Annotated in this window: 9 protein-coding genes; 8 read left to right on the top strand and 1 reads right to left on the bottom strand. The window is 63.1% G+C overall.

The genetic code is table 11. The annotated features are described in order from the left end of the window. Positions 1 to 124: 124 nt before the first annotated feature. The 8 genes from JQS30_RS04605 (at position 125) to JQS30_RS04640 (ending at position 10,747) form a co-directional block, all read left to right on the top strand. A complete protein-coding gene (locus JQS30_RS04605) occupies positions 125 to 2,515 on the top strand; it encodes an Hsp70 family protein (protein WP_213172205.1) in 2,391 nt (796 codons plus the stop codon). Between the two features lie 130 nt (positions 2,516 to 2,645). Then, complete coding sequence (gene ftsY / locus JQS30_RS04610) at positions 2,646 to 3,770, top strand: signal recognition particle-docking protein FtsY (RefSeq protein WP_213172206.1); 1,125 nt, start codon at positions 2,646 to 2,648, stop codon at positions 3,768 to 3,770. 269 nt (positions 3,771 to 4,039) lie between these two features. Continuing rightward, positions 4,040 to 4,828 carry an aminoglycoside phosphotransferase family protein gene (locus JQS30_RS04615; RefSeq protein ID WP_246498056.1) on the top strand — a complete coding sequence of 263 codons (789 nt, stop codon included), beginning with the start codon at positions 4,040 to 4,042 and terminating at the stop codon, positions 4,826 to 4,828. A gap of 248 nt (positions 4,829 to 5,076) precedes the next feature. Next, positions 5,077 to 6,432 (top strand): ammonium transporter, encoded by a 1,356-nt coding sequence (locus JQS30_RS04620; RefSeq protein ID WP_213172207.1) that lies wholly within the window; start codon positions 5,077 to 5,079, stop codon positions 6,430 to 6,432. 197 nt (positions 6,433 to 6,629) lie between these two features. Continuing rightward, entirely contained in the window at positions 6,630 to 8,195 is a 1,566-nt protein-coding gene (gene ffh / locus JQS30_RS04625; RefSeq protein WP_213172208.1) for a signal recognition particle protein, read from the top strand. Positions 8,196 to 8,351: 156 nt separating this feature from the next. Then, positions 8,352 to 9,446: an amidohydrolase family protein gene (locus JQS30_RS04630; protein ID WP_213172209.1), complete on the top strand. Its 1,095-nt coding sequence runs from the start codon at positions 8,352 to 8,354 to the stop codon at positions 9,444 to 9,446. Positions 9,447 to 9,573: 127 nt separating this feature from the next. After that, entirely contained in the window at positions 9,574 to 10,068 is a 495-nt protein-coding gene (locus JQS30_RS04635) for a hypothetical protein (protein ID WP_213172210.1), read from the top strand. Positions 10,069 to 10,243: 175 nt separating this feature from the next. After that, positions 10,244 to 10,747, top strand: coding sequence for a DUF4190 domain-containing protein (locus JQS30_RS04640; RefSeq protein WP_213172211.1), 504 nt, complete (start codon positions 10,244 to 10,246; stop codon positions 10,745 to 10,747). A 148-nt stretch (positions 10,748 to 10,895) separates the two neighbouring features. Here JQS30_RS04640 and JQS30_RS04645 read toward each other — a convergent pair whose 3' ends face one another. Beyond that, positions 10,896 to 13,274 (bottom strand): HAD-IC family P-type ATPase, encoded by a 2,379-nt coding sequence (locus tag JQS30_RS04645; RefSeq protein WP_213172212.1) that lies wholly within the window; start codon positions 13,272 to 13,274, stop codon positions 10,896 to 10,898. Between the last annotated feature and the right edge of the window lie 214 nt (positions 13,275 to 13,488).

Here is a 13,488-nt window from a genome sequence, read left to right on the forward strand (position 1 = left end):
GCGGGCGGCCTAGGCATGCGGGGTTGAGCGAACCTTGATCGCTCCCTCACTGGGCTCATCGTGGCGGCACGAGCCTCGCACCACGGTAGAACCTGACGTGAATCATCCTCTATCGTCGGTGCCTATGGCCCCCTCCGACAGTTATGCGCAATTGGTCGAAGCGCTCGGCATCGACTTCGGCACCACCTACACGGTCGCGGTTCTGCGGTGGCGCGGCGGACGCACTCGCCCCCTGCTCTTTGACAATTCCCCGCAACTGCCCTCCGCGGTCTACTGTGCCCCAGACGGGCAGCTGGAAACTGGAGCCGCCGCGCTACGACTCGGAAGGCGCTACCCCGACCGCCTCGAACCCAATCCCAAACAGCGCATCGACGATGGCACCCTGTGGCTAGCCAACCGCGAAGTCGCCGTCGTTGATGCGATCGCCGCCGTCCTGGCCAGGGTCCGAGCCGAAGCCGTCCGTGTCGCCGGTCTCCCGCAGACCATCGTGCTCACCGTCCCCGCCTCCTGGGGACCCTCCCGCCGGCAACTACTACTCGAGGCAGCCCGCCGCGCCGCCTTGCCATCCGCCCGCGTCGTAGCCGAACCCGTGGCGGCCGCAGCCTATTACCTGCACACACTGGAGCACGAACTGCCCATAGGTGACGCTGTGGCTGTCTTCGACGCGGGAGCGGGCACCTTTGATGCCAGCGTCGTACGTCGGTCCCCCAACGGGTTCGACACCCTCGCCCTCGAAGGACGCGAAGACCTGGGCGGCCTGGACCTAGACGAGGACCTCCTCGACCACCTCAACCGCATCTATGGCGAACACGACGGATGGACCTCGCTGGTCAACCCATCAACGGTGGCCGAACAACGCGATAGCCGTGCCCTAGCCGATGAGATCCGGCTAGCTCGTGAACAGTTGTCCCGCACCGCACAGGTGGAGCTATACATTCCCGGACTCGACATCGGGTCACTTTTGACCCGCAGCGAAGTGGAACAGGCAATCGCTCCCCGCATTCGCCGAGCCGTCGACATCACCGCCTCAGTCATTCGCGAAGCCCGACCGGGAATGAACCAGCTGGCTGGTGTCTTCTTGGTGGGTGGAACCAGCCGGACTCCGTTGGCCGCCGCCACGCTACACCGCCAACTGGGCCTCGCCCCGACCGTGCTGGAACAGCCCGAACTAGTCGTAGCCGAAGGAAGCCTCATGGCGGCCGCGTACGCCGCGCCCGTCACCCCTTTGGGCTCCTCACCACTCCGGCCCTTCGGCAGCCCGATCGACTACGGTCTGCCCACCCCCGCGAACCCCTTGCCAGTGACCCCACCTCCAGAGCACTCATTGCCGCCACGCGGCACAGTTCATGACAGAAAGAGCCGTCGTGGGATCGTCATTGCCGCGGCGATCGCCTCCGTGGCGGCGCTGGCGGCCGCGACGAGCGTGGTCACCCTATGGCCTGAGGCTAAGCCCAGCGCCATCCATGCCCAGGTGGGTCCCGAAACACCCGGACCCATCGCGCACGAGGACCCCACAATGGAGTCACCTAGCCACTACCTACACGCGCAGTCGATATATGAGGCGAACTTTCCCGAAGTGGTCGGCCACATCGCTTCGGCCCACGATGGAGAGATCCTCAGCCTGGCCAGCTTCAGCCACGAAGAACATGGCGACGTGCTGCTGACCGGAGGAGACGATGGCACCGTACGGTCCTGGAACTTGCTGACCGGCGGCCAATTTGGCCAATTCCAACGGCTCAACCAAGAGGTGGTTCACCTCGGTCCGTATGTTGACGGCGACGAGGCCGTCCAGGTGTGGTCACAGCATTCCCAGCACGGTTGGCACTGGGAATGGGACAGTCACCAGCTGGCCGACCAGCCCGTGACCAGCGATCCCGAAGGCTCGCAGATGGTGTGGGCCGGGGAAATCGACCAGGCGCCCCACACGATGAGCATCGACGTGGAAAGCAAACCGCCCACAGTTGATGTGGGTGGCCTCGGCAGGGACGATCCAGACCTCAGCTGGACGCTGTCCGGTCTCACTCACGCAGCCGACCCCGTCTCCATAGACGGTCAACTGCGATTCGTCGGCATCGCCCACGGAGAAATCGTCCAGGTCGACCTAAAATCCGGCACCCCCATCGATTCCATGGAACTGCACGCCGATCCCCATGACCTCACTCATTTCCACACAGGAACCTACGACGGGGTACCCGCCGCCGTCGCCGTTGCCGATGGGCATCTGCACTTCTATGATCTCGCCGCTAGCCAGGTACTCGCCGACCCGATCTCGCTGGGAGATAAAGAAATCTCCCACCTGCACATTGGCGACACGTGGGGCTACCCCTTCATCGGCACCGTCGACTCCGACCACACCGTCACCCTGTACTCCACCGTCTCCGGCGGACAAATCAGCGACCACTACCAAGTCGAGACCATGTCCACGGCGCACTTCACCTATATCGACCTGCACCCGGTAGTGGTAGTGGCCCACCACGGGGGCGGCCTCAGCGTGGTGGCCCTCAGCCTTAGCTGAGACTCGCCGCACACAACGCGCCTTGTGACCGACCAGTCGATGAAGCGCAACCGGAGCTGCCAGTAGAGTGGACACCGCTGCGACAAGCGCAGCGTTAGTCGTATATCTACCCAGGTGAAGGACGGACTCCGTGGATCAGTGGTGGCTTTGGTTGGTAGTGGCCGTGGCAGTCGTCGTGATCGCCCTCGGCATCGTGCTGGCAGTGCGCGCTCGCTCCCACGGACAAGTGGAGAGCGCCCCAGAGAAGCCGCAGGTCGAGCCTGAGACCTCCCCACCCGAAGCCGTCGCCGAGCCCACGCCGGCCACACCAGAAATCGAGACCCCCGAGCCCACCGCCGGACGGCTCGTGCGCTTGCGGGAACGTCTCGCCCGCTCAAAAAACTCACTGGGTAAAGGGCTGCTCACCCTCCTATCCTCCGACAAGCTCACCGACGAAGAGTGGGAAGAGATCGAAGACACGCTACTAGCCGCTGATGTCGGCGTCACCGACACGACCGAAATCGTCGACCGGCTACGCGAGCGCGTCAAAGTCCTCGGCTCCCGCACCTCCTCCCAAGTCCGCGCCCTCCTCCAAGAAGAACTGACCACAGCACTGGGAGTCGAGGCCGACCGCAATCTCAACACCGTCACGGAAGACGGACCCGCCACCGTCATGGTCGTAGGCGTCAATGGCGCTGGCAAGACCACCACCTGCGGAAAGATCGCTAGGGTCCTGATCGCCGATGGCAATACCGTCGTCATGGGAGCCGCCGACACATTCCGCGCCGCCGCCGCCGACCAGCTGGAAACCTGGGGCACCCGGGTCGGGGCCAAGGTCGTGCGCTCCCACGAAGGGGCAGACCCCGCCTCGGTGGCATTCGACGCGGTGAAGACCGCCAAAGACGACCAAGCCGATGTGGTGCTCGTTGACACGGCTGGGCGACTTCAGAACAAGGTCGGTCTCATGGACGAGCTGGGTAAGGTCAAGCGCGTCGTCGAGAAGCACGGACCAGTCTGCGAGACGCTGCTCGTGCTCGACGCGACCACGGGCCAAAACGGTCTCCAACAGGCCAAGGTCTTCACCGAGGTGTGCGACGTGACCGGTGTCATCCTCACCAAGCTCGACGGCACCGCCAAAGGTGGCATCGTTATCGCGGTGCAGCGCCAGTTGGGTGTGCCGGTTAAACTGATCGGACTGGGGGAGGGGCCAGACGACCTGGCTCCCTTCGAGGTCGAATCCTTCGTAGACGCCCTCATAAGCGTTGACGAACAGTAGGTGACAGCGCGGCCAATCCCCGCGCGCCCGAGGTGGAGAACCATCGGTGACAGCTGTTGCGACAGTGACATATTGGCACTGCTTAAGCGGCGGTCATGCTGGAAACCGCGCCGGGCCTGTGGGGACACGTCGTGTGCCTCAGCATTTTGCCGTCACACTGGCGTTTCGCGGTGAACCACCGCCAGCGTCCGTACCCGCTATAACAACGAGAAAAAACGTGGACCCCAAAAGATGAGACGCTCTTCTTGCTCGCGCTTCTCGGTGGAACCGTGAGCCAAAGCGAAGTCCCGCTGACTGGTGGGAATACCTCGACTGTTGTCCGCTTGGGCGACACCGTTCGTCGCAACACCGGCCCGTGGACCCCTGCGGTCCACGCCTTGCTGCGGCACCTGGAGAATTCCGGATTCACCGGTTCGCCGCGCCCCCTGGGCATGGACGAGCACGGGCGCGAAGTGTTGTCGTACCTCGACGGAGAAGCGGGCAAATACCCGCTCGCTCCACACTGGGTGACCGACGAAACGCTAGTGACTGTCGCCACGATGTTGCGCATGTTCCACGACGCGCAATACGGCTTCCAGCCACCGCCGGGCGCGGTCTGGCGCTCCCTGGGGCCGCCGCCGCCAGACACCGACATCATTTGCCACCACGACGCCGCCCCACATAACGTCGTCTGGCGGCCCGACGGCACTCTCGCCTTGATCGACTTCGACCTGGCCAGCCCCGGATCGCGTCTGTACGATGTCGCCTACACCGCCTGGACCTGGGTACCGATCTTCACCGACCGCGACTCCATCACCCTGGGTTGGCAAAAGCCCGACCGAGCCCGCCGCCTTCGCCTCTTCGCCGACGCATACGGGCTCTCCGTGGCCGACCGAGCGCGGTTTATCAAGGTTCTGCGCAAACGCATTGTCGACCATGTCGAAGGCATCCGCCGCATGGCCGAGGCCGGAGACCCCACCTTCACCAGGATCGTGCGCAAGGGCCACTTGCGCCGACCCGCCCGCGACTTGCGGCTCCTCGACGCAGAGCGCTACATCCTCGACCAAGCGTTGCGTTAACGACGAGACTCCTCCACCCGTTCTGGGCCCGGGCAGCATCGCTGCTCGGGCTGATTTTTACACCCTGGAAACAAACGGTCTCCAACCCGTAACTGACCTCGACGTCGCCGGTAACACAGCGCTGAGAGCGTGATGCAAGCGAGTTCACAACGGCGTGACCTGCAAGCGAGCGTTATACGAAGGCCAAGAACCCGGCCTCTAGCTCGCAGGTGCTCAACTCATGTGCTCACTGCAAAGGGGAACCTTCCATGGAAGGACTCGACACCGGCTCCAACGCCTGGATACTCACATCCGCCGCCCTCGTCCTACTCATGACACCTGGCCTGGCGCTCTTCTACGGCGGACTGACCAGAGCCAAAAGCGTCGTCAACATGATGATGAAATGCCTCGCGGCCATCGGAATAGTCACCCTGCTGTGGGTGATCTACGGAGCCTCCATCGCCGAAGGCGACACCGGCAACGCCTTCTGGGGCGGCCTCTCCGACCTCGGAATGCGCGGCCTCCTCGACTTCGAGGCCTCCCACGACGGTGGCGTCTCCGGGGGAGCGCTCACCGCCTTCGCCATGATGTTCGCCATCATTACCGTCGCCCTCATCTCTGGCGCGGTCGCCGACCGCATGAAGTTCTCTGCCTGGGTTATCTTCGCCGCCATTTGGGTCACCGTCGTCTATTTCCCGGTGGCCTACTGGGTCTGGGGCGACGGATTCATCGAGGACTGGGGAGTGCTCGACTTCGCGGGCGGCACCGCCGTTCACGTCAACGCCGGAGCGGCCGCGCTGGCATTGGCCCTGGTGGTGGGCCGTCGCCTCGGCTGGAGGAATGGGGCGTTCGCCCCCCACAATTTGCCCTTGGTGCTGTTGGGGACCGGCCTATTGTGGTTTGGCTGGTTTGGCTTTAACGGCGGTAGTGCCTTCGCCTCGGATGACATTGCCGGGTTGGCTCTGCTCAACACCCATATCGCCACCGGCGCGGCTGCCCTGGCCTGGCTGGCGACCGACCGCCTCCGAGGTGTCAAACCCTCCATTCTTGGCGGCTGCTCGGGAGTCATCGCCGGTCTGGTGGCCATCACTCCCGCCGCTGGCCACGTGGAGCCACTCGGGGCGATCGCCGTGGGCCTCATCGCTGGTGCCATTTGCCCATTCGCCATCAGTTTGAAGCATCGGCTCGGCTACGACGACGCCCTGGACGTCGTTGGGCTGCACATGGTTGCCGGAGCCTGGGGCTCGGTCGCCGTGGGCTTCTTCGCGGTTCCTGAGATTTCGGACGGCACCGCTGGAGTGTTCTATGGGGGACAGTTCAGCTTCCTCGGACTCCAGGCCTTGGCGGTCCTGGTTGTGGCCGCCTATTCGTTCATTGTGGCGCTGTTGATCGCCCTTGCCTTGAAGCACACCCTGGGCGTGCGGGTGGACAGTGAACAGGAACTGGCGGGCATCGACGGCACTGAACACGGAGAGTCCGGCTACGACCTGCCACTGAACGGTCATGACTCGGGTGAGGATTCGCTGGGCGCCGCAGACAGCGCCCAAGCGTCTGACGTGTCACAGCGCCACAGCGCAGAGTCCACGTCCACAAAGAAGGACACATCGGCCGCAATCCCCACATAGAGGCCCACAACGACCTCTCCAGCGCCCGGAGCCGGGACGGCGGCTCCGGGCATTTTGGCGTCTTCGGCGTTGGGTTCGACCTGCCGAAGAGGCCTGGAGGTGAGTCATCGCCGATTAAGCCTCAGCACGATGCGGCGAACCGACACGAGGGCGTTAAGCTCGAAGTCGTAGCAAAAACCGACCGTTGAGGGACACCAGTGTTTGACAGCTTGTCAGAGCGCCTATCGGGGATTTTCGAGAACCTGCGCGGAAAAACCCGCCTGAGTGACTCCGATATCGACGCCACCGCCCGCCAGATCCGCCTGGCCCTGCTCGAGGCCGACGTTGCGCTTCCGGTGGTGAAAACCTTCATCGGTCATGTCAAGGGCCGCTGCCGAGGCAAAGAAGTCTCCGGAGCGCTCAACCCCAGCCAGCAGATCATCAAAATTGTCAATGAAGAGCTGGTCAAAATTCTCGGCGGCGAGACTCGTCGCCTCGAATTCTCCAAGCAGCCGCCAACGGTGGTCATGTTGGCCGGTTTGCAAGGTGCCGGTAAGACGACCCTGGCCGGAAAGCTCGCCAAGTGGCTTAAGAGCGAAGGCCACTCCCCATTGTTGGTCGCCGCCGACTTGCAGCGCCCCAACGCCGTCGGTCAGCTGAGCGTTTTGGCCGAACGGGCCGAGGTTGAGATCTACGCCCCGCAACCGGGTTCTGGCGTTGGAGACCCGGTCGAGGTCGCTCGGGATTCTCTTGAACATGCCAAGAAGGCCGGTCGCGACATTGTCATCGTCGACACCGCCGGTCGTCTTGGTGTGGACGAGGAAATGATGGAGCAGGCCCGGCAGATCCGTGAGGCCACCAACCCTGACGAAGTCCTGTTCGTGATTGACGCCATGATCGGTCAGGACGCCGTGACCACTGCCGAGGCATTCCGCGATGGCGTGGGCATTACCGGTGTGGTCCTCTCCAAGCTCGACGGTGACGCCCGTGGTGGTGCGGCCTTGTCGGTGCGAGAAGTGACCGGCAAGCCGATCATGTTCGCCTCTGTGGGTGAGAAGCTCGACGATTTCGATGTCTTCCACCCTGACCGGATGGCCTCCCGCATTCTTGGCATGGGTGACGTTCTCACGTTGATCGAGCAGGCCGAGACCGCGTTCGAGGACGATCAAAAAGAACGCATGACCGGCAAGCTCATGGGAGGCGAAGACTTCACTCTCGAAGACTTCCTCGACCAGTTGCAGGCTGTGCGCAAGATGGGCTCGATCGGTAATTTGCTCAAGATGATGCCGGGCATGGGGCAGATGAAGGGCCAGATCGACGATATCGACGATAAGTCGCTCGATAAGACCCAAGCCATCATCCGGTCGATGACGCCTGAGGAACGCCGCAATTCCAAACTCATCAACGGCTCGCGACGCCTCCGCATTGCCAAGGGTTCCGGTGTCACCGTGCCTGAGGTTAATGATCTGCTGAAGCGCTTTAAGGAAGCACAGAAGATGATGCGGCAGATGACCGGTGCGATGGGTCTGCCCGGTGGTGGCAAAGCCACCAAGTCGCCCAAGATCAAGCGCCGCGGCAAAAAGGGCAAGAAGAAGGTCGTACGTCGTGGCGGCGGAGGCGGCGGCGGTATGGGAGCGGGCCAAGTGCCTGGTCTTCCCCCGGGAATGACGATGCCAGGCGCTGGCGGCCCCGGAGCCGACTTCTCGGCGTTTGGCGACGACGGCAAAACGCCCGATGTCGACCTCGAAAAGTGGATGAAGCAGCAGAATAAGAAGAAGAAGTAGGCAAACGCGAACACCATTTGCTTACCGAGTGGCGCGCGAGCGCGATGCTGGGGCCGAGGAGACTTTCGGCCCCAGAGCGCTCACAACTGTAGAGGTCCTGTTGCCTCGCCAAGCCTTTGTGCCGCCCGGGGAGCATTAGCGAGGGAGAGGCCGAGGATGTCCGCAACTACGCCCGAAGAGGCGACCCCCCTACACCTGCGAGTCGTCTGGTTGCCCGACGATGAGGTTCGCGATATTTACCTCCTGGGCGACTATCTGTCGTTCGAGCCGATTCCCGGGGCCACAACAATCGTCGATCGGGGTTTCGCGTTGCCCGGTCTCGTCGATGCCCACTGTCATATCGGCATCCGGCGGGGGGCGATCCCCATCGAAAACCTTGACCAGGCCCGCGAGTTGGCCCGCACCGACCGTGATGCGGGAGTCCTAGCCATTCGCGATGCCGGTTCGCCCTTTCCCTATCCGGAGTTGGAACACGAGAGCGACTTGCCGCGCCTCATCCGAGCCGGACAGCACATTGCCGCCTCGCGGCGTTACTTGCGTGGGCTTGGCCTTGAATGTGAGCCACACGAGGTTGTGGCCGCCGCCGCTCGCGAGGCAAAGGCTGGCTCGGGATGGGTCAAGCTGGTCGGTGACTGGATTGATCGAGGACGGGGAGACCTGGCCCCCAGTTTCGAGGCCGAGGTCCTCGAAAGCGCCATCAAGGCGGCGCAAGCCGAGGGAGCGAAGGTCGCGGTGCATACCTTCAGCGCCGAAGCGGTACGCATAGTGGTCGAAGCTGGGGCCGATTCGGTGGAGCACGGTACCGGCTTGTCGACTGATTTGCTCGATGAGATGGCCCGCCGTGGCACCGCCTTGGTCCCCACCATGATCAATATCGAGACTTTCGACGATATCGCCGCCCAGGCGGATGAGAAGTTCCCCACCTACGCCGACCACATGCGTGACCTCAAGGCTGGCTTTGCCCAGGTAGTGGGAGCGGCCGTCGACGCTGGGGTTGATGTCTACGTCGGCACTGACGCGGGAGGCGGCATCGACCACGGCCTAGCGGCGGAGGAAATGAACCTGCTTCATCACAAGGCCGGAATGTCGGCCACGGACGTGCTAGCCGCGGCCTCTTGGAAGGCGCGCGACTGGTTGGGGCTGCCCGCCCACTTGGGCGATGTGGTCGTCTATGCGGACGATCCCCGTCTTGACCTTGATGTGGTGCGTCACCCGCAGCGCATCATCTTGCGGGGGCGAATTATTCTCTGAAAGTGATCGCCATGTCGATGACACGCTGGTTCTCACCAGGTTTTTCTCCCACTGGTGAGGCAACATCGAGGTTGCCAGGGCGCACTGGCTGAACCTCCTCGCCCACAGCCTCAGAAATGGATCAGAAGTGACCTACCCTCCACCGCCCGGCGGCCCACCGTACCCCCAGGGCTCTGATCCGTACCGGCCAGCGGGCGCCTATGACCCTTATACGCAGCAGCCAAGTTCGGGCGACCCGTACCTACAGGGGCAATACGGCCAATCACAGGACGGGCGGTATCCAGGGGCGAACCCTTACCAGCCGCAGACGTACCTGACGATGGGGTCGATAGGGGCCAGACCTCAGAACGGAATGTGTAACGCTGCCTTGACCTGCGGCATTATCGGAGTCTGTCTCCTGTTCTTGAGCATTCCGATTCCTGAGTTCTCTATTTTCGCCCTGGTGCTGGCGGTTCTGGCGACCGTCTTCGGTGGGGTCGGTGTCTCCCGGGTGGGTCGCGGCGAAGCCACCGCGAAGGGCGCGGCGACGGCAGGTCTCGTTTTGGGAATCGTGACTCTGGTCTTGTTCGTAGTTATCGTCATGTTGGCTATTTGGTTCTTCGCCGCGTGGATGAGCATGTGAGGGAATGCCTTGGCCGGAAAGGGACCCTAGGCCACGTGACGTGCGGCTGGGTCGGCGTTGTGAGCCTATGGACGCATGTAGGTACCCTGTGGTCTAAACCGCGACCGCAGCAGACGCGGCCGCGAGCTTCACACCCCGGGGCTGGCCGTGTTGGCAGTCCCAGAACGGACCAAAAGTGACATACCCGCCGCCCCCTTCCCCTGGCCAACAACCCGGTGGCCCTGATCCATACAGCCAACCGGGGGGCTATGACCCCTATGGGCAGCAGCCGCCTGGAGGGAATGACCCGTACAGCCAGCCACAGTACGGGCAACCGCCTTCGATGTCGCCCTACCAGGGGCAGCCTGCGATGGGTCCTGGCTACCAAGGGCACCCGAACCTGGTGCCCAAGAACGGCTTGTGTCGAACCGGTCTAGTCCTCGGTATCGCCAGTGTGGCGTTGTTTGTGTTGCCGTTCTTGTTGCAAGACCTGGCTGTGCTGATGCTGATTTCTCCGGTGGCGGCCATCGCGGCGATTGTCTTCAGTTCCATTGGCTTGTCGCAGACGAAGAACGGAAAGGCTGACGCCAAGGGGGCGGCCATCGCGGGCTTGGTGCTTGGCATCGTGGCGCTGGTGGCCGCGATCTGCTTGTTCTCCTTGGCCGTATTCATCATCGAAAGCCTCAGGTCCGCATACTAGGGGCGGGTGGCTTGCGGAACCTCAGTTATGTTCGTGGGCTGGCGCGGCTGCGCTAGGTGGACCTTGAAATAGCCAAGGAACGCTTCCGTTATCGCCAGCCGCTGTCTTCCTGGGCCGCCTAAGAACGCCTTGGGCGCCAGGCAAGTCTTCAGCGGACCTTGCGTGGTCGCACCACGAGCCAGCTGAACAGGGTCATGATGGCCGCTGCCGCAGCCACCGCCGCAGCGGCGACATACCACATGCCGGGCAGCTCCAGTTCAAAGAATCGGCTCCCCAGCGGCGTCAGCAACGCCAGCGCGAAGGCCGCGCCGCAGGAGAGGATCAGCAGCAGCCTCCACCATGTGTAGGGCCGAGCCACGAGCACCAGCACGGCCAACGCAACCGAGAACAGGGTGATGGATGCCGTCGTCTGCGCACTGGGCAGGCTACTGCCGCGTTCGAGTACCAGCAGGTAGACGGCGAAGGTGGACCCGGCGGCGACGATTCCCGCCGGAATGGCGAACTTTAGTACGCGCAGCACGAACCCTGGTCTAGCTCGGTCGGAGGTCGCGGCCATGGCTAGGAAGAACGCGGGAATGCCGATGGTGAGGGACCCGATGAGCGTGATGTGCAAAGGCATGAACGGATAGGGCAGCTGCTCGGAGTCCAGTAGCGCGGTGATGACGGCCCCGACTCCCACCATGAGCGCCAGACATATCGCGTAGACGGTCTTGGTGAGGAAGAGATTCGAGACTCGTTCGATATTGCCCAGTACCCGGCGGCCTTCGGCGACGATGTGGGGCAGGGTGGAGAATTCGTCGTTGAGGAGCACGACTTTTGCCACTGACCGGGCGGCGGGGGAACCTGAGCCCATCGCGATCCCGAGGTCGGCGTCTTTGAGGGCGAGGACGTCGTTGACGCCGTCGCCGGTCATGGCCACAGTGTGTCCGCGCCTTTGCAAGGCGGCGACGAAGTGGCGTTTTTGCTGTGGGGAGACGCGTCCAAAGACCGACCGTTCGTCGAGTATCTTGCCTAGTTCTTCTTCGTCGGTGGGTAGGTCGCGGGCGTCGACGGGCTGGTCCGCGCCGTCGACGTTGAGTTGAGCCGCGACGGCTCCCACGGCGACGGGGTTGTCGCCGGAGATGATTTTGACGTCGACGTGTTGGCTGCGGAAGTATTCCAAGGTGGTGCGGGCGCTGGTACGCAGTCGTTGTTTGAGGATCACCAGTGCCCGAGATGTGGCGCTGGTGACGCCGCCACTGGTGGAGGCGGAGGCCGCGGAGGCGAGGACGAGGACTCGATATCCCTGTTGTGCGAGCTGGTCGGCTTCCTCTAGCGCGGGGTCGTCTGGCTCCAGCAGAAGTTCGGGGGCTCCGAGAACCCAGGTTCCGTGGCTGTCGAAACGGATTCCGCTCCATTTGCGGGCTGAGGAGAACGGCATGGCTTCGGCACATTGCCAGCGGGGGCTCGCGGGGCCGTGTTCGGCCAGATGGGCCGATACGGCGGACATGGTGGGGTTGGGGCTGGTGTCGGCTTGAGCGAGGCCGACGAGCGCGGCCATGGCTTCTTCGGCGTCGCCTGGGGCCTCATCGAGGAGTCGGATGTCGTGTACGTCCATGCCGCCCTCAGTGAGGGTCCCGGTTTTGTCTAGGCACAGTACGTCGGTGCGGGCGAGGCCTTCGATCGCTGGAAGTTCCTGGACTAGGCATTGGCGGTTGCCCAGCCGGACCACTCCGACGGCGAAGGCGATGGAAGTGAGGAGGACCAGGCCGTCGGGAATCATGGGGACGATGCCGGCGACGGTCCGAACGATGGTCTCGGAGATGCTGGCCTGGTCGATCGACTGGCTGGCGATGAGAAGAATGGTGACGGGGGCGACTAGCCAGGCGATGATTTTGATGAATCGATCGATACCGGTGCGTAGTTCCGAATGGGCGAGGTTGAATTCGCTGGCTTCTTCGACCAGTCGGGAAGCATAGGAGTCGGTGCCGATTTTTTCGGCTCGGTAGGTGCCCGACCCAGCTACGACGAAGGAGCCCGACTGCATCCAGTCGCCGTGGCCTTTGGCGACTGGATCGGCCTCGCCGGTGAGGAGGGATTCATCGAGTTCCAGGCCGTGAGATTCGGTCGCGGGACCGTCAACGACTAGTCGATCACCGGGGGAGACGGAAATGAGGTCGTCGGCGACGATCTCCTCGGGGGCGATGGCTATGCGGTTGCCCTCCCGGATGACGTGGGCTTTTGACTGATTGACGAGCGCGAGTTTGTCCAGGGTGCGTTTGGCTCGGAACTCTTGAATACAGCCGATGGCGATATTGCAGACGATGACGAGTCCGAAAAGTCCCTGTTTCCAGCCGCCGAATATCACCGCTAGGGCACACAATGTGCCGATGAGGAGGTTGAAGAAGGTGAAGAAATTCCCACGCAGGATCGCGGAGATGGGCCGTGAGGTGCGCCTTTTGGTCTCGTTGACCCGCCCGGTGGCTTGGCGCTCCTTGACTTCCTCGGCGGTAAGACCGGAGGCTTTTTCCAGCACAGGGGTTTCCACGCTTAAAGCTTAGGCGATGGAATCACCCACCTCCGTGGGGAAGGAGGGAAAGTTTTAGTGAATCGTGCCGCTATATTGGCAGCTGAAGGGGCCTCGCAGCGTTTTTGGCCCTACCCGTAAAATCGGACGTTGGACCGTTGGTCTCATCGGCCCGCCTGAGGCGGGTTCTCTCTCGAGGCTAGATTCAGGTGAACACCTGTGGCGTCTTCGTCGC

The sequence above is a fragment of the Natronoglycomyces albus genome, assembly GCF_016925535.1.
Lineage (GTDB): Bacteria > Actinomycetota > Actinomycetes > Mycobacteriales > Micromonosporaceae > Natronoglycomyces > Natronoglycomyces albus.